Here is a 23,921-nt window from a genome sequence, read left to right on the forward strand (position 1 = left end):
AACGATACCAGTAGTTTTGTTAGACATGTGATGCCCCTTTTTAAAATTGTTTATTATTTCGCGAATTCGCGAGGGCACTGTATGATAAATTATTTAATCGCACGATGAAGCTAAGGGAATAACAGAGGTTTACAACACAAGAAGTATTCTGAAGATTTGCTTTACTAAATTGTTTCTTAAATAACTCTATCGAACAGAGCTGCGTGTATGATACATGAGAAAATCACCTTGTAAAGCATTATTCTTCTTTGCTGCACTTGGATTCATCGCTTTCTGGTTCACTCCCTCTTTCACATCGCCAAAAAACAGAATGTCTGACCTTTCCCCCAAACATCATTCTCCATTCACCGTAATCATCCTTGTTCAAAAACTCGCGAGAGCAAATCAATCACATAATCATCTCACTGTCGTAGAACTCGATAAGCTTTGACACAAAGCAAGCTGAGGGATGCGTAGAGGATAAACAATCTATACCGCTTAGATCGCCACCGCAGATTAACTTTATCTGGACTGGAAATTTATACGGCTCTCATTTCCACTGTCTTTGGTTTTTGTGATCTCGCGCATCATCTCATTCGAAACCCTTTCATTTCTCGGCATTTGCATCTGTCTTTCGCTTTTTAACCCATCAAACCCTTTACCAGTAGACGTTTCCCCCGCCAATAGATACCTTTCACTTTAGCGCATTGCCTTTCGGTTCAATTGAAACGAAAGCAAAAAACCACCAAAAACGAAAGACAACCAGCTGTGATCTAGCTTTCACTTTTATTTCGATTGACCTGCTTTAATACAAACCAAAGGAAATCGAAGCGTTTCCACCGAAAAAACGAAACGTAACGAAAGGCAAGGTAACGAAATGACAAGCGCAAAACGAAGACAACAAATTATGGCGCATATACGCCGCCATGGTACTGGCAAAGTCGATGAGTTTGTCAGCCAATTTAATGTTTCTGCGGTGACCATCCGTCATGACCTCAACTTACTTGAAAAAGAAGGGTGTGTGTTTCGTTGTTATGGGGGCGCTAACCTCAATCCGAATTTTGCTTTTGATCAACCGCTGTACCGTAAAGACCAGCTAAACCGTACAGCAAAGCAATCTATTGCACTTGCAGCCGCAAACTTAGTTGCTGATGGCGAAGCCATTATCCTCGATTCAGGCACCACTATTGGTTTAATGCCACAGTACCTGACCAATAAACAACAGCTCGTAGTGATGACTAACGCGCTCAATACCGCTTATCAGCTCAGTAACATCGAGTCGATTGATTTACATGTTGTCGGGGGCAGTTTACGTCGCGCTTCTTGCTCACTTATTGGCCATCACGGAGAACAGCAAATTCGTTCTTACTTGTTCGATAAGTTGTTTTTAGGCGTCGATGGCTTCGACCTTAAAGCGGGTATCACTACACCAGATAATCACGAAGCTCAAATCAACCGGGCGATGTGTGAGGTAGCACGACAAGTCATCGCCGTAACAGATTCCAGTAAATTTGGCCGCAAAAGCTTTTGCACCATCCGCGCCGCCCATCAAATTGATGTACTGGTCACTGACAGCAATATTCCACACGCCACTCACCAAGCCCTGCTTGAAATGGGTGTCGACGTCATTCTCGCCGACCAAACCGTAAATTAGGAATCATCATGAAATCGTTACTTGCTTTAATTGAACAGCACAAACAAGGTCACGCGACCGGGATCTACTCAGTCTGTTCTGCGCACCCATTGGTTTTGGAGGCTGCGATTAAACAAGCCGCGCAAGATCAACAACTGGTGCTGATTGAGGCAACATCAAATCAAGTCAATCAGTTTGGTGGCTACACCGGTATGACACCACAAGATTTTGCCGACCATGTTTTTGCATTAGCACAACGCCTAGATTTTCCAGCAGAGAATATCGTCTTAGGCGGCGACCATCTTGGCCCAAACTGCTGGCAAGATCTACCAGCTCAACAAGCAATGGACTATTCCGAGCAAATGATTAACGACTACGTTATCGCTGGCTTTAAGAAAATCCATCTCGACTGTTCAATGTCATGCGCTGATGACCAAACACCACTAAGCGAAAAAACAATGGCTGAACGTGCAGCGAGACTATGTCTTGTGGCTGAAAATGCATGGAAAATTTCTGGTGGTGAAGCTCCTGTTTACGTTGTAGGAACTGAAGTTCCCACTCCTGGTGGCGCACTTGAATCACTAGAAGAAGGCATTGAAGTGACAAAGCCTGAAGAAGCAATAGCCACGCTAGAAGCACACCACCAAGCATTTAGTGACATGGGTTTAGGCTATGTATGGCCTCGCGTCATTGGGCTTGTTGTTCAACCTGGCGTTGAATTTGACCACCACAGCGTGCATCACTACGACAGCAAAGCGGCACAATCACTAAGCAAACTTATCGAGAGCCAACCTAACCTTGTGTTTGAAGCGCACTCAACTGATTACCAAAACCCAACAGCTTACCATGAGCTAGTGCGTGACCACTTTGCCATTTTAAAAGTCGGCCCGGCTCTGACATTTGCGCTCCGTGAGGCCTTGTATGGCCTTGAGAGAGCAGAAAAAGAATGGCTAGGCACACACCATGCTTCACACCTGCGCGACACGATCGAGCAGGTGATGCACGAGCAGCCTAACTACTGGCGTTCACATTATGCGAGTAAAGGCCACCAGCAATTTCTTGATTGCAGCTACAGCTTAAGCGATCGCATTCGCTACTACTGGACTCACCCAGAAGTAAAAGCGGCGCAACAAGCCCTATTTGACCATCTAGCCGCCAAACCGTTACCGGTCACGCTACTTAGTCAGTATTTACCAAATCAGGCGAAAGCCATTTCTCAACAACAAATTGAAAACCATCCCGCTGACATCGTAATTCACAAGGTTATGGAAGTGACAGAGGTCTATTCCGCAGCCTGTTATTCAAATGCAGTGGTTTGCAAGGAGACAATTTAATGAACCTATTTCTTGGCTACGACCAATCATGGTTAGAGCAACATAATGGTATTCATACTGCAAAAGAAATCAGCCATCAGCCACGTTTGTGGCGCGCATTAGCCGATATTTTGGAGCAACAACATGATGCTGTGACGGCTTTCTTAAATCCACTGCTCACTCAACCAAATCTACGCATTATTTTAACTGGTGCTGGCACGTCAGCCTTCGTTGGTGATGCCGCAGTACCATTTATTCAAGCAGGATTACACTTTCAAGTCGAATCGATTCCGACGACGGATATCGTCTCAAACCCTGAGCAATACCTTGATAGCAACCGACCAACCCTATTGGTTTCATTTGCCCGTTCAGGTAACAGCCCAGAAAGCGTCGCAGCGGTAGCATTAGTTGATCAAATGGTACCCAATTGCCACCACTTATTTTTAACCTGTAACAGCGAAGGCGCACTCGCACGTTATGCACAACAAGCCAATAACGCCTACTGCCTATTAATGCCTGAAGGCTCAAACGATAACAGCTTTGCCATGACCTCAAGCTTCACGTGCATGTTGATGTCAGCGCTCACCTTGTTTAGCGGTCAAACTCTTGCCCAATGGCGCGAGCGAATCGAAGCCACGGCGATCTTATGTGAAAACAAACTACAGCAATGGCCGCAAGCCATCAAAGAACTCGCTCAACAACCCTACGAACGTTTGATTGTTCTAGGCAGCGGCGGCTTTGCAGGACTTGCTCGTGAAGCGTCACTGAAATCCCTTGAGTTGAGTGCAGGCCAAGTGATGACCACCTTCGATTCCTCGTTGGGCTTCCGTCACGGACCAAAATTCACCATCAATGATAAAGCACTCGTTATTCAGCTGTTTTCTAGTGATGAGTACACCCGCCAATACGACATGGATCTGTTCAATGAAATTCGTCGTGATAAGCAAACCCTCGCTCATATCGCCATGTCGGAAAGTGCGCTCAATGAAGAAGATGTGTTTGAACTTGGTCAACTCGGCTTTGGCGATCAATGGCTCTGCTTCCCTTACGTAATGTTCTGTCAAATTTTGGCGTTTGAAAAATCACTCCAACTTGGCTTTGGTCCAGATAACCCATGCCCAACGGGTGAAGTAAACCGAGTGGTGCAAGGCGTCACTATCTACCCATACAACAAATAATAATTTTAAAGGAAAACATCATGCCAAATATCGTTTTAAGTCGTATTGATGAGCGCCTAGTTCACGGCCAAGTAGGTGTGCAGTGGGTAGGTTTTGCCGATGCCAACATTATCGTTGTCGTTAACGATGAAGTCGCTGAAGACACTATTCAACAAAACCTAATGGAGATGGTCATCGCTGATGGTATCGCGATCCGTTTCTGGACAGTTCAAAAGGCCATCGAAACCATTCATAAAGCGGCTGACCGTCAGCGCATTCTATTGGTTTGTCGTACTCCAAAAGACTTCCGTCAATTGGTCGAAGGCGGCGTACCAATTAGCAATATCAACGTAGGTAACATGCACTACGCCGAAGGTAAAAACCAAATTGCCAAAACCGTTTCAGTAGATGCTGAAGACGTGGCGGAATTTGAACAACTAAAAGCACTAGGGGTGACCTGCACCATTCAAGGTGTACCCACTGAGAGTGCAACTGACATCTTTACTCTTATCTAATAATAAGGACACCAATCATGGAAATAGGACTCTTACAGGCGGTGATGCTCGGCATCCTAGCCTTCTTTGCTGGCCTTGATATGTTCAACGGCCTCACTCACTTCCACCGCCCGGTAGTACTTGGTCCGCTTGTTGGTCTAATTTTAGGCGACTTGCAAACCGGTATTCTAGTCGGTGGTACGCTAGAACTGATCTGGATGGGTCTAGCACCGCTTGCCGGCGCTCAACCACCAAACGTTATCATCGGTACTATCGTTGGTACAGCTTTCGCTATCACCACTAAAGTTGAGCCTAATGTCGCGGTTGGTGTCGCCGTTCCTTTTGCTGTAGCCGTTCAAATGGGTATCACCCTACTGTTCTCAGCTATGTCAGCAGTAATGTCTAAGTGTGATGAATTTGCACAAAACGCAGATACCGACGGTATTGAGCGCGTGAACTACATGGCGCTTGCCGCACTAGGTTCATTCTACTTCTTATGTGCCTTCTTACCTGTCTACCTTGGTGCAGAGCACGCTGGAAAAATCGTTGAAGTACTACCAAAAGACCTTATTGACGGCCTAGGCGTTGCCGGCGGCATCATGCCTGCAATCGGCTTCGCAGTGCTAATGAAGATCATGATGAAGAATGCTTACATCCCTTACTTCATTCTAGGTTTCGTCGCAGCAGCGTGGGTACAACTACCAATCCTTGCGATTGCGGCCGCAGCGACTGCGATGGCAATCATCGACTTTATGCGCAAAACAGAACCAACTCCTGTAACTGCACCAGCTGAGGACTTTGAAGATGGAATCTAATGTAAGCAACGAACTAGACCTTCGTAAACAAAACGCTGATGTGCAGCCTGCTCCAGGTGTTAGCGCGGATGAATATGAGAACAAAGAAATTGGTGCAGAGCTAACCAAAGCGGACATTAACCGCATGGCATGGCGCTCACTGCTGCTCCAAGCCTCTTTCAACTACGAACGTATGCAAGCTTCCGGTTGGCTATATGGCCTACTGCCTGCACTGAAGAAGATTCACACCAACAAAGCGGACCTTGCGAAATCCATGCAAGGCCACATGGGCTTCTTCAACACTCACCCATTCCTAGTAACGTTTGTTATGGGTGTGGTACTGGCGATGGAGCGTTCTAAACAGAACATCAACAGTATCCAAAGTACCAAAATTGCCGTTGGTGCACCGATGGGTGGTATCGGTGATGCAATGTTCTGGCTCACCCTACTACCTATCTGTGGTGGTATCGGTGCTGACCTTGCATTACAAGGCTCAATCATGGGTGCGGTGTTCTTCTTCGTGCTGTTTAACGTGGTGCACTTCGGTCTACGTTTTGGTCTAGCGCACTACGCATACCGCATGGGTGTTGCGGCAATTCCAGTGATTAAAGCCAACACCAAAAAAGTGGGCCACGCGGCTTCAATGGTAGGTATGACGGTAATCGGCGCGCTAGTAGCAACGTACGTTCGCCTCTCAACTACGGCCGAAATCACCGCGGGTGATGCGGTGGTGAAACTACAAGCTGACGTTATCGACAAGCTCATGCCTGCGTTCCTACCACTAGTTTACACACTTGCAATGTATGCCCTAGTGAAACGCGGTTGGAGCCCTCTAAAACTTATCGGTATCACGGTGACACTCGGTATCGTTGGTCGCTTCATGGGCTTCCTATAACCCCTACGCTCTCCAAACTATAAAAACGAAAAATGGGGCTGATTCGTTAGCCCCAATAAGGAAACAAAAATGATTGCTGTTATTTTATCTGGCCACGGTGGCTTTGCTTCAGGCATCGCAAAAGCGATTTTTCAGATAATTGGTGAACAACCACAATTTAAATTTATCGACTTTCCAGAAGAAGCAACGACTCCTCAACTTGAAGCGCAAATGCGTGAAGCTATTGCAGAAATCGATTCAAGTGAAGGCATTGTCTTTCTAACAGATCTACTCGGCGGTACACCTTTCCGTACCGCGTCTCTACTAAGCCAAGAGCGCAACGATATCGAAGTTGTGACTGGTACTAACTTACAAATGGCTGCAGAAATGCTGCTAGAACGTGATGAATTAAACCTGCTGGAATTTCGTGAACAAGCACTGGAATGTGGCCATCGCGGCATCACTTCCTTAGCGGCTGAAATGGCCTTAAAAAGCGAAAAAGTAGCCGTGGTAGAAGACGATGGTATCTAAAACCCAGCACTATCGTGCGCAACGTCTACTGCACGGCGAGTCTTGGCTAAATGATGCGGTGATTTCCATCGATCATCATGGCGTCATTAGTACGATTGACGCATTTGATGCAGGTAAGCACTCAAACGTCACCGACTTAGGCGCTGTTAGCCTAATGCCGGGCATGATCGATAGCCATGTACATGGAGCCAAAGGCTGCGATGTGATGGACGCAAGCCATGACTCACTCAATACCATGTCTGAGCTTTTCGCCAGCCTAGGTGTCACTGCATTTGCAGCCACGACTGTCACCGCTCCTGTGGCAAAAATCCGTGCCGCGCTCAAACAAGTGGCGAAAAGCAAACAACAGGGTGTCAATGGCGCTGAAATTCTTGGTGCGTATTTAGAAGGGCCTTACTTCACCGAGAAAAACAAAGGTGCCCACCCGACTGAATGGTTCCGTGAGTTATCAGTCGAAGAGCTCGAAAACTGGATCTCTTACTCTGATAACCAATTGATAACGGTTGCACTTGCCCCTGAAAAAGCCGGAGCGATTGAAGCAATTCGTTACTTACATGAACAAGGCATCAAAGTGATGCTTGGTCATAGCGATGCTAGCTACGACCAAGTAAAGCAAGCACTTGATGCTGGCGCAAGCGGCATTGTGCATTGCTACAACGGCATGCGTGGATTACATCATCGCGACCCAGGTGTAGTCGGTGCTGGCCTACTGCATACCAACAGCTATGTGGAAATGATTGCCGATGGTCATCATGTTCATCCTGCAGCGATTGATGTAGCGCACCGCTGCTGCGGCAATCGCATGACCCTCATTACCGATGCGATGTGTGCTGCCGGTATGCCCGATGGTGAGTACACCCTCGGTGAATACCAAGTGCAGATGCGAGATGGCGTCGTGACAACCGATTCAGGCGGTTTAGCTGGCAGCACGCTGACCTTGCTTACTGCAGTACAAAACATTCAACGCTGGCTCGATATATCCCTTGAGCAAGCGTGGCTGATGGCGTCGCTGACGCCAGCTAAATCATTAGGCTTACAACACCAATTAGGCACTTTAGAAGTCGGTAAACGCGCTTCAATGGTTGCCATTCATTCAGATTTCTCAATTGCAAAAACTTGGGTCAACGGCCACCTCGTATTCGATGCCGTTTCAATCTCAAGTCCGGAGGTTTTATGTATCTAATTTCTTCTCGCGAAATGCTTAAACGTGCTCAACAAGGCGGTTACGCTGTTCCTGCATTCAATATTCATAACCTTGAAACAGTTCAAGTCATTGTAGAGACTGCTTCAGAAATGGGGTCGCCGGTGATCCTTGCTGGTACACCAGGCACTTACGATTACGCTGGCACTGATTACCTAATCAGCATCTGTAAAGAAGCTGCACATAAACATTCCATTCCATTGGTGCTGCACCTTGATCACCATGAAGAGCAGCAAGATATTCAGCACAAGGTTCAACAAGGTATTCGTTCTGTCATGATTGATGGTTCACACTACGCCTTCGATCAAAACATCGATATCGTTCGCTCGGTAGTACAATATTGCAATCGTTATGATGCGAGCGTAGAAGCGGAACTTGGTCGCCTAGGTGGTCAGGAAGATGATTTAATTGTTGATAGTGCCGATGCTTTAATGACTGATCCGGCATCAGCAGCAGAGTTTGTGCGCCGTACTGGTATTGATTCATTAGCCGTCGCAATTGGTACTGCACACGGTCTTTATAAAGCAGAGCCAAGACTCGACTTCAATCGTTTAGAAAAAATTCGTTCTGTCGTTGATATCCCACTAGTCCTACACGGCGCTTCTGGTGTGCCAGATGAGATGGTTCGTCGTTGTATCGACCTTGGCGTTTGCAAAGTGAACGTAGCAACTGAGCTAAAAATTGCCTTTGCCGATGCGGTAAAACAGTACTTCGCCGAGCATCCAGAGGCGAATGACCCGCGTAAGTATATCATTCCAGGCAAAGCGGCAATGAAAGAAGTGGTGATGAGTAAGATTCGTGTCTGTGGTAGTGAAGGTAAACTTTAGACCCGACTCAATCTGCTTGATGTGATAGGTTGCCGATTTTATATGTCGCTCCTGAACATAAAAACTCGCATCACATCAAGTTAGTAATAGTAACACCACCCCCCTATAGTCGGTGTTATAACTGGGAGCCTCTAGTCAAGGCTCCCTTTTTATTGCCAAGCGACTACTTGGGCATTAACACAGTATCAATGACGTGGATCACTCCATTACTCGCGCCAACATCGGTTGCAATAACCTGAGCGTCGTTAACCATAACCTGGCTATCTTGCAACGCAATCATCACCTCTTGCCCTTGTACCGTGGTCGCTTTTTCAAGCTTAATGACATCAGCCGCCATCACTTTTCCCGGTACGACATGGTAGGTCAAAATCGCAATTAACTTATCTTTATTTTCCGGTTTTAACAGCATCTCAACGGTGCCATCGGGCAATTTCGCAAACGCCTCATCCGTGGGCGCAAATACCGTCAACGGACCATCACCTTTCAATGTATCAACTAAACCTGCCGCTTTTACTGCCGCCACCAGCGTAGTGAACGAGCCATTATCAACGGCCACATCAACAATATCGCCTTGCTGCATGCCATGGTCACCCGCTTTAGCCGGTGACAACATGATAAGAGTGCTAAACATAACGGTGATGATAACTAGGATGCGTTTCAACATAATACCTTCCTCTGTAATAAACTTGGAAACCACTGTTTCCATCCAATCGTTGATGTTCTACGGTCAGAATGTTTTAGCCGATCAATCGCTCGCGCAAGATTTCATGACCACTTCAAATGTATTTTTTCTGCCGATTTCTTAAGGTGAAAGCTGGAATATTTCCCATAAAAAAACCGCACCTAAGTGCGGTTTATCTTGTCTTTGTTTGAGCGTAACTGCTTAAACGATTGGACGCTGACCACGGTCGATAAGCTTCATCAATACGTTGTCTGCCGCTTCGCCCATTAGCGCTGCCAGTTTCGAAGTGATTTTTTTCTTCTCAACGTAATGAATCGCAAGCACCGTCTTGTCTTTACAAGCTTCAACCACTAAATCATCTGACGTTTTGATCTCATCCACTAGACCAAGGCTTAATGCTTGAGTACCAAACCAGTGCTCACCGGTTGCGACGTTTTCAAGATCAAGCTCAGGGCGACGTTCACGGATAAAGTCTTTAAACAATACGTGGGTCTCTTCCAGTTCTTGCTTAAATTTATCACGCGCTTTATCGGTATTTTCGCCAAACATGGTTAGGGTGCGCTTAAACTCACCCGCGGTGATTTGTTCGTATTCAATATCGTATTTTTTCAGCACTTTATTGAAGTTAGGCAACTGAGCAATCACGCCAATCGAACCGACAATCGCAAACGGAGCCGAAACAATCTTATCAGCGATACACGCCATCATGTAACCGCCACTGGCTGCCACTTTATCAACAGAAATCGTCAATGGCAGACCTGCCGATTTAAGGCGATCCAATTGAGATGATGCCAAACCATAGCCATGCACCATGCCACCGCCAGATTCAAGACGAAGCAGAACTTCATCACCTTCGCGAGCTACGGCCAAAATCGCCGTCACTTCTTCACGCAGTGACGCCACTTCTTTAGCATCAATACTGCCTTTGAAATCAAGTACAAACAGATGCGATTCACGTTTGCTTTCTAATTCACCCTCTTTAACCGCTTGCTTGATCTCTTTCTCGCGCGCTTTATGCTTCTCTTTCTCTTCTTTCTTTTCCGCTTTATCACGTGCTTTCAAAAATACTTCGTCATGCAAATGGTGCTCTAGCTGCTCCACTGTATGCTTATGTTGTTCGGTTAAATTGGTGATTTCCAATTCACCTTTCGGCGCACCGCTCTTACCACCAACACTTTTTGCAATAATTAAAATCGCCACCAATGCGACTACCACAGTCACAATCTTGGCCAAAAATAGGCCGTAGTCCAACAAAAATTCCAAGCTGAATATCCTCTCACTGTGCGAATTGCTGTATTGTAACCATCTTGTCACGAAGACTAAAAGAAGTTCATAACAATAAGGAAGCATAGCGTGGATTATTCAGTTGCTGATAACGCCTTAAAAGATAAAATCATTCTCGTTACTGGCGCTGGTGCCGGCATCGGCAAACAAGCGGCGATCAGTTTTGCTCAACATGGCGCAACCGTGATTCTACTTGGGCGCACCGTAAAAAAACTCGAGCAAACTTACGATGAAATCGAAGCGGCAGGTTACTCGCAGCCCGCGATTATTCCACTCGACATGAAAGGAGCGACCAAACAAAACTATCTCGATATGGTCGATACCATTGAAAGCCAGTTTGGCCGACTTGATGGCATATTGCATAACGCCAGTATTCTTGGTGTGGTGAGTCCATTTGATCAAATCGGCGAAGATAGCTATGACGATGTGATGCAAGTTAACGTAAAAGCGCAATTCCTTATGTCACAAGCAGTATTACCTCTGCTACATAAATCACCAGATGCGCGCATGGTCTTTACATCATCAACGGTTGGTCATGTTGGCCGCGCGTTTTGGGGCACTTATGCCATTTCAAAATTCGCCACCGAAGGCATGATGCAAGTACTGGCTGATGAACTCAGCGACAGTACTATCCGCGTTAACGCCATCAACCCAGGTGGGACTCGTACCGCTATGCGCGCCAAAGCCTTCCCTGCTGAAGATAGCGATTTACTGAAAACCCCGTTAGATATTATGCCTCTCTACCTCTACTTAATGGCCCCTGAGGGCAAAGGCGTTCACGGCCAGTGTATTGATGCCCAACCGAAAAAATAACTAACCTGACTTCAACGCCTTGTGACTCCACAAGGCGTTTTTCATTGCCTTGCCTATTGCAGACTTTTTGGGATAAATTATACTGTTTATATGTACAGTTATTTTTATTCATCCGCTGCCTATGTCTGAACTTATTGAACACCTAAAACAGAAACACTGGTTATGGCAAGGCAATACCCAGCATCAACCTTTAGACGCTTACCCAACCGGCTTTGCTCTACTGGACAGTAAATTGGAAGGAGGCTTCCCAAAACATGGCGTTATAGAACTACAAAGCACTCCTAGTATTGGTGAACTTCGCCTGTTATTGCCTCACCTACTCAACAGTAGTGAGGAGCGTATGAGTGTATTTATCCATCCTCCAGGACACCTTTGCGCTGAAATGTTGGTCGAGCAAGGCTTCGACCTCAATCAAATATTACTCATTTATCCTGATAACCCACAGCATGCGTTATGGGCGGCTGAACAATGTCTGAAAAGTGGCGCTTGCAGTAACGTATTACTCTGGCAATCGGAGTTGGAAGTACATCAAGCACGTCGCTTACAAGTCGCCAGTGAAACCGGTAACTGCTTACACTTTTTATTGAGACAACCACAACAGCACGTGTTTTCTCTCCCCGTCAGTTTAAGTCTGCGCTTAGAACCTCATCATCATGGGCTCACCGTGACGATCACCAAACGCAAAGGAGGTTGGTCACATGGAAGTTTTGTACTGGATATGCGTTCACGCTGGCCACAATTAGTAATTGCAGAGCCACAACCTGTGGTGATCCCTTTTCCTCAGCGCAAACAAGGGTAGCCAATGCAACTGTGGCTTTACCTTCATTTTCCGACGTTACAGTTGGATGCGCTCTTTGCTGACCAAATCGAACAGCCGATTGTCATCGTCGATGGCCAACATTTCCAAATCGTGCAGGTGAATCCACAGGCGTTGGATCTTGGTATTAATGTTGGAATGGGCCTTGGCAGTGCAAGTGCTCTGTGCCATGACTTACAAGTGCATCCTTACGATGCGCATCAAGAACAGCAAACCTTGGTCGATATTGCGCAATGGCTCTATTTAGTGACCTCAGATATTGTCTTGCAACCACCGCAAGGGATTTTACTAAAAGTCACGGATATGCTCTGCTTATATGGCGGCCTTGAAGCCTATTGGCAGCGCTTGTCACAACACCTTGATAAGCTCAATTATCGCTATTGTTATTCTACTGGCTTTTCACCCTATGCGGCCATTTTGCTCGCAAAATCGGCTGCCATGGTAATTTCAGATGACAAAGACAAACTGCTGGCGACCGTGCGTCCTTTTTCTCTGACTTGTACTGAGTTGGCCGAAAAACAAGTCAGCGCTTTACAGCGTGTAGGGGTGAATACTTTGGCCGATCTACTCAATTTACCCATGGCGGAGCTGGCTCGTCGATTTGATATTGATCTGGTTAATTACGTAGGAAGATTATTAGGTCAATTTAAGCATCCACTGGCGTTCTATCATCCACCAGAGAAGTTCCATAGCTATCTTGAATTGCTCTACGAGATTGAAAACATCCAGTGGTTGGAAAAACCGCTTAAAAAATTACTCGAACGTTTAGAGCTGTTCTTAACCTTGCGTGACCATGTTGCGTATGAGCTGCAATTAACGCTACATCAACGAGATAAGCAAACCGATGCGATTGCCTTCACTTCAGCGTGTGGTGACTCAATGGCCAAGCACTGGGCAAAGCTTTGTCAACTTACGCTAGAAAACCTAAAACTCAGCGCTCCGGTGCAAGGCTTAACATTAGCGATTGTTCGCAGCGGCCCATTAGAGGCGACCAGCCGAGATATGTTTAATGGTCCACAAGGCCAACAATCTCCTCTTGAACTCATTGGTTTATTGCAAGCCAAACTAGGCAAAGAAAAAGTGTGTAAAGTCTTACTCAGCCAAGACCCTCGCCCAGAAAAAGCCTCTCTATTATGCGATCCGAGTGTCACCATTCCCCACCGCCTATCCGCAGCTCGCTGCCGACCGAGTGTACTGCTATCCATACCGGAGCCTTTACAAGAAAAAGTGGCCATCATTCAAGGGCCGGAACGCTTAGTTACTGGTTGGTGGGATGGTGATGATATTACCCGCGATTATTTTATTGCTCGCAGCGAGAATGGTCGCTGGCTTTGGGTCTTTCGCAATCAAGATAAACAGTGGTTTCTCCACGGTCAATTTAGTTAAACGGAAAAAACCATGTCTTATGCTGAGCTATTTTGCCAAAGTAATTTCTCTTTCCTCACCGGCGCTTCTCATGCTGAAGAGCTGATTTTACAGGCCGATTTTTTACGTTACCGCGCGTTAGCGATCACCGACGAATGCTCAGTCGCAGGCGTAGTGCGAGCCCATACCGCCATAAAAAATCACCAACTAGGGATCAAACTGATCATTGGTAGCCTGTTTTGGCTTAACAGCGAGTGCCAAGTGGTGCTGATTTGTCCCAACCGCCAAGCCTATGCCGAGTTGTGTCGTATCATTACCAATGCGCGCCGTCGCAGTGAGAAAGGCCATTATCAGCTCTCTGAATGGGATTTGATGTCGATTCGCCACTGTTTAGTGATTTGGTTACCTACCTATGGCAATACCGATCATAAGCAAGCGGACCACAAATGGGGACAATGGCTCGCTCAACACCACCAGCATCGTCTATGGCTTGGTGTACAGCGCCATCTAGGCAGTGATGATCAAGCCTATCTGCAGCACTGCCAGCGGCTAGCGGCCGAATTACAACTGCCCATTACCGCCTGTGGTGGCGTGCTAATGCACACCGCGACTCGGCTCCCCTTGCAGCACACACTAACCGCGATTAAACATAGCCGCAGCATTGATGCCATCAGTGAGTATCTCTTAGTTAACACCGAGCGGTCACTGCGCAGCACCGACAAACTCAGCAAACTGTTTAAAGCTGAATGGCTGGCAGAAAGTGTGCATATTGCTCAGCGCTGCAATTTTAGTTTATCGGAACTTAAATACGAGTACCCAAGCGAGCTGATTCCAGATGGCGCAACCCCAATGAGCCACCTGCGCCAATTGGTTGTGAAAGGGAAACAATTACGCTTTCCCGATGGTGTGCCAAGTGCGATTGAGCAAACTATAGAAAAAGAACTGATCTTGATCGAAGAGCTCAATTATCCGTTTTATTTTTTAACCATTCACGACATCGTGATGTTTGCCAAGCGCAGCAATATTCTTTACCAAGGCCGTGGTTCGGCGGCCAACTCCGTGGTCTGTTATTGCTTGGAAATTACGTCTGTAGATCCTCGGCAAATTTCAGTGCTGTTCGAGCGCTTTATCAGTAAAGAGCGCGATGAGCCGCCGGATATTGATGTCGATTTCGAGCATCATCGCCGCGAAGAAGTGATTCAATACATCTATCAAAAATATGGTCGTGAGCGTGCAGCACTGGCCGCCACCGTTATCTCGTACCGCTTTAAGAGCGCGGTACGCGATGTGGGTAAAGCTCTGGGGATAGAAGAGAGCCAGCTCGACTATTTTATTAAGAATGTTAATCGACGCGATCGCTCCCAAGGTTGGCAGGCGCAAATCGTTCAGCTAGGCCTTGAGCCCTGCTCGCTTAAAGGCGAACAATTTATCCAATTGGTTAATGAGATCATGGGCTTTCCGCGCCACCTTTCTCAGCATGTAGGGGGCTTTGTGATTTCATCAGGCCCGCTCTATGAATTAGTACCCGTTGAAAATGCATCAATGCCTGATCGCACGGTGATCCAATGGGATAAAGATGATCTTGAAAGCCTCACCCTACTCAAAGTCGATGTGCTGGCACTCGGTATGCTCAGTGCAATTCGTAAATGCTTTGAGCTCATTGAGCGCTTTCATGGTGAATCATTATCGATTGCAGAAATAACCCGCCGCCAAGATGATGCTAATGTCTATGGCATGATTCAACGCGCCGATACCGTCGGCGTATTCCAAATCGAGTCGCGGGCACAAATGAGCATGCTGCCAAGGCTAAAACCAGCTTGTTACTATGATTTAGTCATTCAAATTGCCATCGTGCGTCCGGGACCCATTCAAGGGGATATGGTGCACCCTTTTCTCAAAAGACGCGAAGGACTGGAGCCGGTTCACTACCCCTCAACAGAAGTCGAAGCTGTTTTGTCGCGCACTATGGGTGTCCCTATTTTCCAAGAACAAGTGATCAAGCTAGCGATGGTTGCGGCCGGCTTTACTGGCGGTGAAGCGGACCAACTACGTCGAGCGATGGCGGCTTGGAAGAAAAATGGCAACCTGGTTAAATTTAAAGCCAAGCTGATTGAAGGCATGATTAGCCGAGGCTATGAATTGGACTTTGCCGAACGACTTTTCGAGCAAATTCTAGGATTTGGCGAATATGGTTTTCCCGAAAGCCATTCGGCATCCTTCGCGGTACTTGCCTACTGCTCAGCATGGCTTAAATTCTATTATCCTGAGGCATTTTATACCTCACTGCTCAATAGCTTACCTATGGGCTTTTACAGCGCCTCACAACTAGTACAAGATGCCCAGCGGCATGGTTTAACCATTCTTCCCGTTTGCGTGAACCACTCTCTCTATGACCATCAGGTTATTGCACAAAATAGAGGGTTCGCTATTCGTCTTGGTCTGCGTCAAATCAAAGGTTTGAGCCAAACAAGTTGTCAACAATTACTCCGGGCAAGGGGCGCCGGGCACTTTACACATCCACAACAAATTAAGCATATTGGACTCAACAAACGCGATATCGAACTGCTTGCCTCGGCCAATGCTTTACACGCTATCGCACATAATCGCTATCAAACTCGCTGGGCAATGATGGACTCATTGTCTGACTTACCACTTTTCCAGAAAATGGAAGAAAACAGTACCGTCGAGATTGCAGCGCCAAGTGATGTACAAACGTTGATCGAAGATTATTCCGCGACCGGATTGTCACTTGAGCAACACCCTATTCGATTACTCGATCAAGCAGGCGTACTTGGACAATTTACGCGCATGAATCAATTGATCCATAAGCCGCATCGCTCGATGGTAACCGTTGTCGGGGTTGTGACGGGTAAACAAGCGCCCGGAACCGCCGCGGGAGTGACCTTTTTTACCCTCGAAGATGAAACTGGCAATATCAATGTTGTCGTCTGGCAGGCGACCGCGCGAGCACAACAACAGGCTTACTTAAATGCCAAAATTTTACGCGTTAAGGGGATTTTGGAGCGTGAAGGTAACGTGACACATGTGATTGCAGGACGACTCGACGATCTGACGGAGCAAATGAGAGGCCTTCAAAACCATTCACGAGATTTTCATTAACCGAGCGAACCTGCAAACCCAAAAAAGCAAAAGGAGCCGAAAGGCTCCTTTTAAAATTATCTATGACAAGTTACAACTCGTCGTCAGCGTCCATACTTCTTTTCTTGTATTCCCTATACAATAACAAGCCTAAGGCCATAACCGCCTTCGACGTTAACCAAATCATGCTTAGGAACTACCTTAAGATCTCTGATGAAAAGTTGAATTTGATAGTTATACTCTATTTTAAATAACAAAATAGAAACCAAATACTACCACAAACTCAACTCATCTGCATGATAAATGGCCAAATTATCTTAAAGGCCTAGTACTTCTCTCAAGCGATTCTGAGTCACTTCTACCAGCAAATCTGGCTGGAATTTAGAGATAAAGCGGTCACAACCGACTTTTTTCACCATGGCCTCATTAAAGCTGCCGCTCAATGAGGTATTTAAAATAATGTGCAGATCTTTCATTTTTGGATCATTACGGATTTCAAAGGTCAGCTTATAACCATCCATTTCTGGCATTTCTGCATCGGTAATCATCAACAGCAGTTCTTTGGTTACATCTTTACCTTCGTCGCTCCATGACTGAAGCAACCTTAGTGCCTGTAAGCCATCGCAACATTCGATGATGTTTAGACCAAGCTGAGACAATGTCCCTTTCACTTGAGCTCGCGCTGTCGATGAATCATCAACAATAAGAACATTACGTCCGACCATCTCAACACTCAAACGATCGTCCAGCACGCCTTCAGAAATAGACACGTCGTAGTCGATGATTTCAGCAAGAACCTTTTCAACATCAATGATTTCAATGATACCAACTTCATCGTTATCTTTGAGTTGCGTAATCGCCGTTAAGTAGTTCGAGCGACCAGCGGTTTTTGGCGGCGGTTGGATATCACTCCAAGTGGTATTGACGATATTGCGTACTTGCCCCACCAAAAAGCCCTGAACAGTACGGTTATATTCCGTAATGATAAGATTTTGTTCTTGGTTTTCTAGACGTGATGGCGGAAAGCCAATTGCCGCGCGCAAATCAATAACAGGTACAGAAACACCACGCAAAGAAGCCACACCCGTGATGTTATAATGTGCTCCCGGCAATTTGGTTAGCGGTGGAACTTTAATCACTTCACGAACTTTAAACACGTTAATTGCAAACATTTGTCGGCTGTTAAGGCTAAACAACAACAATTCCAAACGGTTTTCACCCACCAGCTTGGTTCGTTGGTCTACAGTGTTTAATACTCCGGTCATAACAATTCTCTACAGCAGTTATTTACGCCACACAAACCTTGCATGGCAAGGCTCAGTTTGGGTCATCCAAAAGTGCTAATATAGCAGCTTGTTACCCTTCTATCACTTTCATAAGCAATAAGCCATCATATAGTGCCTGTTTTACGAGGGCGGCACCAGTCATAGTGGCTTGTTTGTAAAAGCGTGACTCGACTACCTCAAGATTCTGATGGTAAGCCGGTAGACTCTGCTCTCTGATGCATTTTTGGATCGCAGGATAAAGAATATCTTTGGCTTGATTGATTGCACCGCCAATCAGTATTTTTTCCGGATTAAATAAGTTAATCACCAACGCAATGGCAAACCCCAAATGCGCCGCTAGCTTCTCAATCACATCAACCGCAAGTGGATCACCGTTGGCTGCAGCTTCACAAATATCCTCCACTGAAATGCCCTCAATATCAGACAAAACAGAGGCTTCACCCCGAGCAATACGCTCCGTCACTTCAGTACGAATAGCTTGTGAACTCGCAACCGTCTCTAGACAGCCCCGATTACCGCACTGACATATTTTGCCTTGCGGGTCGATTTGAATATGCCCCAATTCACCAATGTTGCCATGGCGACCTTGCAGCACGCGCCCATCAAGGATAACCCCGGCGCCTAAACCATGGTGAATAGAGATCAATACAGAGTTTTCATTTTCTTGCGAATGACCAAATAACTTCTCGGCAAGTGCCCAAGAGCGCGTGTCATTCGCGATGAAAACGGGTAAACCTGTGGCTTTGTAAATTTCAGGCCCCAGCGAAAGATTCTCAACATTGTAATGTGGCATTTGCAATACGATGCCTTCTTCGGCATTCACAAGGCCAGGGAGCGTAATAGCGATGCTGGTTACACGATCAAGCTGATCGGAATAGGTTTGAAAAAACTCATCAATTTCATGCAGCAAACGGGCTAAGACATCATCTTGATCGATTTCATGAATATCTATTTTGGTGTCAATGAGAACATCACCACCTAACTCATGCAGCGCGATAGTCAAATAGCCTCGGCCAAGTCGCATTGAAAGAAATTGCCAGCCGGCATTATTGACTTGTAAGCCAACGGCTGGACGACCACGGCTCGTCGCCTCTTGTACGGTCGTTTCATGGATCAGATGAGCGTCGATCAATTCACGCGTGATCTTTGTGATACTCGCCGGTGCAAGCTGACTCTCTTTAGAGAGATCGATACGCGATATTGGACCTTTTTGATCGATGAGTTTATATACACGGCCAGCGTTAACTTGCTTGATATGATCAATATGGCCAGGTTGAGCCATGTACATAAGGTAACTCCAAAATTCAACAACTAAGTAATTTTTTTACTTTGCGAAGTAATTGTGAAGCGCCTTGATAAATCGCCGTGACAACCGTCACGTATAAACCGAATTCTTTGTGTCCCCTGTCATATAGCGTAATGATATTTGCCAATAATATGCGGTTATTTTGCGATGATAAAAATCAAGATCTTTTGATTGATATCACGAGTATGCTGAGTGAAATACTAAGCATTCTCATGACAGTCACGTTTGCGTCACGCTAACTTGCGCGATTGAAGCCGGCATTAAACTGCGTCAGGCCACAACAGTCGAATGCGGCGACACAGCGAAACCCAGCATCCAATCCCAACTGATAATCGTGACGTAACTCTTCCTCACTGCTCATTAATGAGCTAGACAACAGTGGCTGTGATGGCTTTATCTGCACGATAAAGCAATCATCAGGTGGCTGATTGAGAAAATCTTGGGTCAATGAGTAAGTCTGATAATGCACCATCAGCATATCTGCCAAACCTGAATCAAAATTATCACCTAGCAAATGACTCAATCGATAAATGTCGTCAGCCCCAAATAACCAGCGTCCACCATTCAGAGAGACCAGATGATGATCTTTCAGTTTTTGCAGTTGAGAACGGCTAATACGCTCATTTAAGAACTGAGTCCAATCAAGCTTCCACTGGGTCAGTTTTTGTTGCCAGTGCTCTTGCGCCATATTCAATGAGTCTCGATACCACTCTACGTTAGAGCGCTCAGAAACCAATGGTTCCGCGTCTGGCACATCATCACTTTCAGTACGAATCACCACGATACAACGCGAACCTTGTCGCCACGCTTCTTGCACAGGGATCGAGGCGGAGACTCCCCCGTCAATATAACGGCCGTGATTAAACGCCACTTCATGCTCATACAAGCGTGGGATAGCACAGCTCGCAATCAACACTTTCTTCCAATCTTCACCCAACATTGGCAAATAACAATCGATCAAACGGCTACTGTCGGTAACCGCTGCGTATGCCTGACGATCACCCAAAGTACGACGACCCATATCAATATCAAGTTTATAGGGGTATTCACTGATCTTATCTAGCGCCCAATCCAGCCCTAAATAGCGCTTGCGACGAATATAACTGAACAAATGAAAGAATTCTGATGAGGTAGTGAGATCGAGTATAAATGAACGACCAATACCTTTTTGTCTGCATAAGAAAGCGGAGAGATTGAGTGCCCCTGCTGACGTGCCGTAAAAACGGTGGAAGGGATCAAAATCAGAAAGAAGAAAGGCGTCCAATACACCGGATGTAAAAATACCTCTTTGCCCGCCGCCTTGTGCGACAAGTGCATTTAGGCCACCGGTGTATTTAGACAGTCGTTCAAGGTCGACTAAGCTTGCAGTGTTTGTGATGACACCGCTGTTATTCATTACCGTAGCGCCTTAAGCAGTCGCAATAGCAATGACACCAAAACCGATAATCACAGCAAAAATAGATGCGGTAATCATTAAGGCATACTTCAATTCAAGTTCCATAAGCACCTCCACATACGCTTAACAAAAAAATAACACCTGTTTTAAATAGTTTCAATTTATGTCGTTTTTTTGTGCGCGATTATGACGTTAATATCACAAATAGTAAGGTTTTATACGTCAATACGACGCCAAAGAGTGTTATAGAAAAATCCATTTTAAATGGATTAAAAACTCACTTAAGGCAACAAAACGTAAGCAAACTGGCTAAATTTTGATTATTTTCCAATCTTAAGGCTAATCAGTAAAAACAAAACCTAATCGAATAATTTTTAGTCATACGCTCTATTTTTTATAAAAAGTCGATCTAGCCAGCAAATATCAAACAAACAGACCAATAGAAGTATTACTTGGCAAAAATGACACATAAAAACCTAACCAGAAGCTAAAACAACATCAATAACACCAACATTAAACTTACCATTAACATTTACAATCTATTGCGTTAACTCTCTAAAATCGTTAGGCTCTCTAGCATGCGTAGCTGAAAATGTCAGTTTTCGCAAACACACATCGTAAGTTCAAGAACAATATTCTGAGTTTTCTTTAGGCGAACAACATTTAAATCTAAACTTTGCCAAATCATGGAAGATAGAGCAAAGGACATAGCTTGCTTATCAGCACTTTGCCCCTTTCATCCATTTTAAGGCGAACCTGCCAAAGAAAAGCTTCATACCTCAGGGAGTTGTATACAGGAGTAATCTATGAAGCGAGAACAATGGGGATCAAGAGCTGGGTTTATCTTAGCTGCTGTAGGATCGGCGATTGGTTTGGGTAACATTTGGCGTTTCCCATACATGGCCTATGAAAATGGTGGTGGCGCTTTTTTCATTCCTTATCTATTTGCCATGATCACTGCAGGTATTCCATTTATGATTTTGGAATTCAGCATGGGGCAAAAATATCGTGGTAGTGCACCAAAAACACTAGCGAAGATCCACGCTAAATTTGAGTGGCTCGGATGGTTCCAAGTGGGTGTAGCTGCGGTTATCGCCGTCTATTATGTGGCGGTTATTGGCTGGGCTATTTCTTACTTTGGTATGTCGTTTACCCAAAGTTGGGGCACAGATACCAACGCATTTTTCTTTAGCGAATACCTAAAACTGGGTGGGGACAACTCTCCAACAGCATTAGGCAGTATCCAATGGAACATCGCAGCCGCAATGCTATTAGCTTGGGCTGTGACTTATGCTGCTGTCGTTGGTGGGGTAAAAGCCGGGATCGAGCGTGCATCAAAAATCATGATGCCAATCCTATTTATCATGGTGCTATTGCTGATCGGCCGTATGATTTTCCTTCCTGGCGCGCTAGATGGTGTGAACTACATGTTCGAACCTGACTTTAGCAAGATCTGGGATGTAAAAGTATGGGCCGCCGCGTATGGCCAAATCTTCTTCACGTTAAGTATCGGCTTTGCGATCATGTTAGCTTACTCAAGTTACTTACCTGAGAAATCTGACATCACCAACAACGCCTTTATGACGGTTTTGATCAACTGTGGCTTCTCTATCTTAGCCGGTATCATGATCTTCTCAGTGCTTGGCTATATGGCACAAGAACAGGGTAAACCGATTACTGAAGTGGTCTCTGCTGGTGTTGGTCTTGCGTTTGTCACGCTACCTGCAGCAATCAACTTACTGCCTGCTCCTTATATTCTTGGCCCACTGTTCTTCTTTGCGCTAGTAGTTGCTGGTTTGAGTTCTCACATTTCTATTATGGAAGCCGTTACCTCTGCGATCATCGATAAGTTGAACTGGAGCCGTAAGAAAGCCGCAAATGTTGTGATCGGCGCCGGTGTGGTTGTTTCGATGGCCTTTGCAACCAATGGCGGACTACTGCTACTTGATTTGGTTGATCACTTTGCCAACAACATCGGTATTATGTTTGGTGGTCTGGTCGAGATCGTATTGATGGCATGGCTACTGAATAAAGTGCCAAGTGTTCGTGAGTACGTAAACTCAACCTCTGATTTCACTATCGGTCAATGGTTTGATGTTTGTCTTCGCTTCATCACGCCAGTCATGCTTGCTGTTATCCTAGTAACCAAAACTCGAGCACTATTCAATGAAGGTTACGGTGGTTACGATCTCACATTAGGCTGGGTTGTAATGGGCGCACTACTCGTATTCGGTCTTATTCTTAACGCGGCAAATCGCCAGCAGGAGGCATAATTATGACAACAGGTGCAATCATCATGTTAGTGATCGGACTTGGCATTACTTGGGGTGGCGCAGCCATCTGTATTAAACGAGCAATGAACAAGCAGTAATTACGTCAGTTCATATCAATGCCGGCCTTTGCGCCGGCATTTTTTGTCTGCTTTTTTGTCTACATTGATATGATGTGAACCTAGGCAATCAAGGGGGCGCTTAAAAGTGATATTTGGCACCAAGGGCTGCACCAACTTCTAGCTCCCACCCTTTATGCATATTCAACTCGGGATGAACTTGCCCATAGACTTGCCAACCTTGGCTAACTTGATAGCTAACACCCAACGGCACACGGGCACCAAAATCACCATCCCATTCTCCCCAACCACCAACACCGACATACCAATCAATCGGTTCTTCAGTATCAAATTGGCCACGCTTAGCGATGTAATCAAACGCTCCACCTTGGTTGCCGATAATAAAGCGATACTGGTTATCGAGTTCAACCACCACACTCAGTTGCTGATCAACCGCCATACCCACCGCTAAATCGGTTGATTCCTCACTCGCCGCTAAAGCCGGTGCACTCAAGACTAAACCGGCACAAAGCCAAATTCCTTTTTTACTCATATCTACCACCCCTACAATTTTTCAAACAAAGAGCCTATTGTCTTAAAACTGCACGATTGAACGTCAATACAAGGTTAAGTAGCTGCCAAAATCATGACAAACGCGGGAAGAGTGAGAAGCGAGAAAGCGAGAAAGCGGGAAAGCGGGAAAGCGGGAAAGCGGGGAAAGCGGGAAAGCGGGAAAGCGGG

Annotated in this window: 22 protein-coding genes; 15 read left to right on the forward strand and 7 right to left on the reverse strand. The window is 45.8% G+C overall.

The annotated features are described in order from the left end of the window. The first annotated feature begins 856 nt into the window (after positions 1–856). The 9 genes from agaR to RH85_RS20180 all read left to right on the forward strand — a co-directional run bounded on the left by agaR (position 857) and on the right by RH85_RS20180 (position 8,803). Complete coding sequence (gene agaR, locus RH85_RS20140; protein WP_039949484.1) at positions 857–1,633, forward strand: transcriptional repressor AgaR; 777 nt, start codon at positions 857–859, stop codon at positions 1,631–1,633. 8 nt (positions 1,634–1,641) lie between these two features. Further along, complete coding sequence (locus RH85_RS20145) at positions 1,642–2,946, forward strand: D-tagatose-bisphosphate aldolase, class II, non-catalytic subunit (protein WP_006714591.1); 1,305 nt, start codon at positions 1,642–1,644, stop codon at positions 2,944–2,946. After that, positions 2,946–4,103, forward strand: a complete 1,158-nt coding sequence (locus tag RH85_RS20150; protein WP_006714592.1) for an SIS domain-containing protein — start codon at positions 2,946–2,948, stop codon at positions 4,101–4,103. The genes RH85_RS20145 and RH85_RS20150 overlap by 1 nt, the downstream gene beginning before the upstream one ends. Before the next feature lie 20 nt (positions 4,104–4,123). Further along, entirely contained in the window at positions 4,124–4,597 is a 474-nt protein-coding gene (agaV, locus tag RH85_RS20155) for a PTS N-acetylgalactosamine transporter subunit IIB (RefSeq protein ID WP_006714593.1), read from the forward strand. Positions 4,598–4,614: 17 nt separating this feature from the next. Continuing rightward, positions 4,615–5,391 (forward strand): PTS N-acetylgalactosamine transporter subunit IIC, encoded by a 777-nt coding sequence (gene agaW / locus RH85_RS20160; protein ID WP_006714594.1) that lies wholly within the window; start codon positions 4,615–4,617, stop codon positions 5,389–5,391. Continuing rightward, entirely contained in the window at positions 5,381–6,265 is an 885-nt protein-coding gene (gene agaE, locus RH85_RS20165; protein ID WP_006714595.1) for a PTS N-acetylgalactosamine transporter subunit IID, read from the forward strand. The genes agaW and agaE overlap by 11 nt, the downstream gene beginning before the upstream one ends. A 69-nt stretch (positions 6,266–6,334) precedes the next feature. After that, on the forward strand, positions 6,335–6,775 hold the full coding sequence (gene agaF, locus RH85_RS20170) for a PTS galactosamine/N-acetylgalactosamine transporter subunit IIA (protein ID WP_006714596.1): 441 nt from the start codon (positions 6,335–6,337) through the stop codon (positions 6,773–6,775). Further along, positions 6,765–7,958, forward strand: a complete 1,194-nt coding sequence (gene nagA / locus RH85_RS20175) for an N-acetylglucosamine-6-phosphate deacetylase (RefSeq protein ID WP_006714597.1) — start codon at positions 6,765–6,767, stop codon at positions 7,956–7,958. Before agaF ends, nagA begins: the two co-directional genes overlap by 11 nt. Continuing rightward, positions 7,949–8,803, forward strand: a complete 855-nt coding sequence (locus tag RH85_RS20180) for a tagatose bisphosphate family class II aldolase (RefSeq protein WP_006714598.1) — start codon at positions 7,949–7,951, stop codon at positions 8,801–8,803. Before nagA ends, RH85_RS20180 begins: the two co-directional genes overlap by 10 nt. A gap of 163 nt (positions 8,804–8,966) precedes the next feature. Here the strand turns inward: RH85_RS20180 and RH85_RS20185 are convergent, their stop codons facing one another. After that, on the reverse strand, positions 8,967–9,467 hold the full coding sequence (locus tag RH85_RS20185) for a fasciclin domain-containing protein (RefSeq protein ID WP_006714599.1): 501 nt from the start codon (positions 9,465–9,467) through the stop codon (positions 8,967–8,969). Positions 9,468–9,686: 219 nt separating this feature from the next. Next, positions 9,687–10,748, reverse strand: a complete 1,062-nt coding sequence (sohB, locus tag RH85_RS20190; protein WP_006714600.1) for a protease SohB — start codon at positions 10,746–10,748, stop codon at positions 9,687–9,689. Positions 10,749–10,838: 90 nt separating this feature from the next. Between sohB and RH85_RS20195 the strand changes: the two genes are divergently transcribed. The 4 genes from RH85_RS20195 (at position 10,839) to RH85_RS20210 (ending at position 16,884) form a co-directional block, all read left to right on the forward strand. Continuing rightward, a complete protein-coding gene (locus RH85_RS20195) occupies positions 10,839–11,582 on the forward strand; it encodes a YciK family oxidoreductase (protein ID WP_006714601.1) in 744 nt (247 codons plus the stop codon). A gap of 121 nt (positions 11,583–11,703) precedes the next feature. Beyond that, positions 11,704–12,381, forward strand: coding sequence for a translesion DNA synthesis-associated protein ImuA (gene imuA, locus RH85_RS20200; RefSeq protein ID WP_006714602.1), 678 nt, complete (start codon positions 11,704–11,706; stop codon positions 12,379–12,381). A gap of 3 nt (positions 12,382–12,384) precedes the next feature. Further along, entirely contained in the window at positions 12,385–13,785 is a 1,401-nt protein-coding gene (locus tag RH85_RS20205; RefSeq protein WP_006714603.1) for a Y-family DNA polymerase, read from the forward strand. 12 nt (positions 13,786–13,797) lie between these two features. Continuing rightward, a complete protein-coding gene (locus tag RH85_RS20210; RefSeq protein ID WP_006714604.1) occupies positions 13,798–16,884 on the forward strand; it encodes an error-prone DNA polymerase in 3,087 nt (1,028 codons plus the stop codon). A 296-nt stretch (positions 16,885–17,180) separates the two neighbouring features. Here RH85_RS20210 and RH85_RS20215 read toward each other — a convergent pair whose 3' ends face one another. The 4 genes from RH85_RS20215 to cydH form a co-directional block, all read right to left on the reverse strand. Continuing rightward, positions 17,181–18,128 carry a chemotaxis protein CheV gene (locus RH85_RS20215; RefSeq protein ID WP_006714605.1) on the reverse strand — a complete coding sequence of 316 codons (948 nt, stop codon included), beginning with the start codon at positions 18,126–18,128 and terminating at the stop codon, positions 17,181–17,183. 91 nt (positions 18,129–18,219) lie between these two features. Then, the gene (mlc, locus tag RH85_RS20220; protein WP_006714606.1) at positions 18,220–19,437 is read right to left on the reverse strand and encodes a sugar metabolism global transcriptional regulator Mlc; all 1,218 of its coding nucleotides are present in this window, start codon (positions 19,435–19,437) and stop codon (positions 18,220–18,222) included. Between the two features lie 253 nt (positions 19,438–19,690). Next, positions 19,691–20,851 carry a patatin-like phospholipase family protein gene (locus RH85_RS20225; protein WP_006714607.1) on the reverse strand — a complete coding sequence of 387 codons (1,161 nt, stop codon included), beginning with the start codon at positions 20,849–20,851 and terminating at the stop codon, positions 19,691–19,693. A gap of 12 nt (positions 20,852–20,863) precedes the next feature. Beyond that, a complete protein-coding gene (gene cydH / locus RH85_RS22855) occupies positions 20,864–20,956 on the reverse strand; it encodes a cytochrome bd-I oxidase subunit CydH (protein ID WP_006714608.1) in 93 nt (30 codons plus the stop codon). A 701-nt stretch (positions 20,957–21,657) separates the two neighbouring features. Between cydH and RH85_RS20230 the strand changes: the two genes are divergently transcribed. Both RH85_RS20230 and RH85_RS22685 read left to right on the forward strand, forming a co-directional pair. Next, a complete protein-coding gene (locus tag RH85_RS20230) occupies positions 21,658–23,124 on the forward strand; it encodes a sodium-dependent transporter (RefSeq protein ID WP_006714609.1) in 1,467 nt (488 codons plus the stop codon). Between the two features lie 2 nt (positions 23,125–23,126). Further along, on the forward strand, positions 23,127–23,222 hold the full coding sequence (locus RH85_RS22685) for a MetS family NSS transporter small subunit (RefSeq protein ID WP_006714610.1): 96 nt from the start codon (positions 23,127–23,129) through the stop codon (positions 23,220–23,222). A 100-nt stretch (positions 23,223–23,322) separates the two neighbouring features. Here the strand turns inward: RH85_RS22685 and RH85_RS20235 are convergent, their stop codons facing one another. After that, positions 23,323–23,733, reverse strand: coding sequence for a hypothetical protein (locus RH85_RS20235; RefSeq protein WP_006714611.1), 411 nt, complete (start codon positions 23,731–23,733; stop codon positions 23,323–23,325). Between the last annotated feature and the right edge of the window lie 188 nt (positions 23,734–23,921).

Source organism: Vibrio ichthyoenteri ATCC 700023, assembly GCF_000222605.1.
Taxonomy (GTDB): Bacteria; Pseudomonadota; Gammaproteobacteria; order Enterobacterales; family Vibrionaceae; genus Vibrio; species Vibrio ichthyoenteri.

Excerpts from the sequence above, each read along its gene's own strand:
- agaR (WP_039949484.1), top strand. The coding sequence starts at position 857 with ATGACAAGCGCAAAACGAAGACAACAAATTATGGCGCATATACGCCGC.
- RH85_RS20145 (WP_006714591.1), top strand. The coding sequence starts at position 1,642 with ATGAAATCGTTACTTGCTTTAATTGAACAGCACAAACAAGGTCACGCG.
- RH85_RS20150 (WP_006714592.1), top strand. The coding sequence starts at position 2,946 with ATGAACCTATTTCTTGGCTACGACCAATCATGGTTAGAGCAACATAAT.
- agaV (WP_006714593.1), top strand. The coding sequence starts at position 4,124 with ATGCCAAATATCGTTTTAAGTCGTATTGATGAGCGCCTAGTTCACGGC.
- agaW (WP_006714594.1), top strand. The coding sequence starts at position 4,615 with ATGGAAATAGGACTCTTACAGGCGGTGATGCTCGGCATCCTAGCCTTC.
- agaE (WP_006714595.1), top strand. The coding sequence starts at position 5,381 with ATGGAATCTAATGTAAGCAACGAACTAGACCTTCGTAAACAAAACGCT.
- agaF (WP_006714596.1), top strand. The coding sequence starts at position 6,335 with ATGATTGCTGTTATTTTATCTGGCCACGGTGGCTTTGCTTCAGGCATC.
- nagA (WP_006714597.1), top strand. The coding sequence starts at position 6,765 with ATGGTATCTAAAACCCAGCACTATCGTGCGCAACGTCTACTGCACGGC.
- RH85_RS20180 (WP_006714598.1), top strand. The coding sequence starts at position 7,949 with ATGTATCTAATTTCTTCTCGCGAAATGCTTAAACGTGCTCAACAAGGC.
- RH85_RS20185 (WP_006714599.1), bottom strand. The coding sequence starts at position 9,467 with ATGTTGAAACGCATCCTAGTTATCATCACCGTTATGTTTAGCACTCTT.
- imuA (WP_006714602.1), top strand. The coding sequence starts at position 11,704 with ATGTCTGAACTTATTGAACACCTAAAACAGAAACACTGGTTATGGCAA.
- RH85_RS20205 (WP_006714603.1), top strand. The coding sequence starts at position 12,385 with ATGCAACTGTGGCTTTACCTTCATTTTCCGACGTTACAGTTGGATGCG.
- RH85_RS20210 (WP_006714604.1), top strand. The coding sequence starts at position 13,798 with ATGTCTTATGCTGAGCTATTTTGCCAAAGTAATTTCTCTTTCCTCACC.
- RH85_RS20215 (WP_006714605.1), bottom strand. The coding sequence starts at position 18,128 with ATGACCGGAGTATTAAACACTGTAGACCAACGAACCAAGCTGGTGGGT.
- mlc (WP_006714606.1), bottom strand. The coding sequence starts at position 19,437 with ATGTACATGGCTCAACCTGGCCATATTGATCATATCAAGCAAGTTAAC.
- RH85_RS20225 (WP_006714607.1), bottom strand. The coding sequence starts at position 20,851 with ATGAATAACAGCGGTGTCATCACAAACACTGCAAGCTTAGTCGACCTT.
- cydH (WP_006714608.1), bottom strand. The coding sequence starts at position 20,956 with ATGGAACTTGAATTGAAGTATGCCTTAATGATTACCGCATCTATTTTT.
- RH85_RS20230 (WP_006714609.1), top strand. The coding sequence starts at position 21,658 with ATGAAGCGAGAACAATGGGGATCAAGAGCTGGGTTTATCTTAGCTGCT.
- RH85_RS22685 (WP_006714610.1), top strand. The coding sequence starts at position 23,127 with ATGACAACAGGTGCAATCATCATGTTAGTGATCGGACTTGGCATTACT.
- RH85_RS20235 (WP_006714611.1), bottom strand. The coding sequence starts at position 23,733 with ATGAGTAAAAAAGGAATTTGGCTTTGTGCCGGTTTAGTCTTGAGTGCA.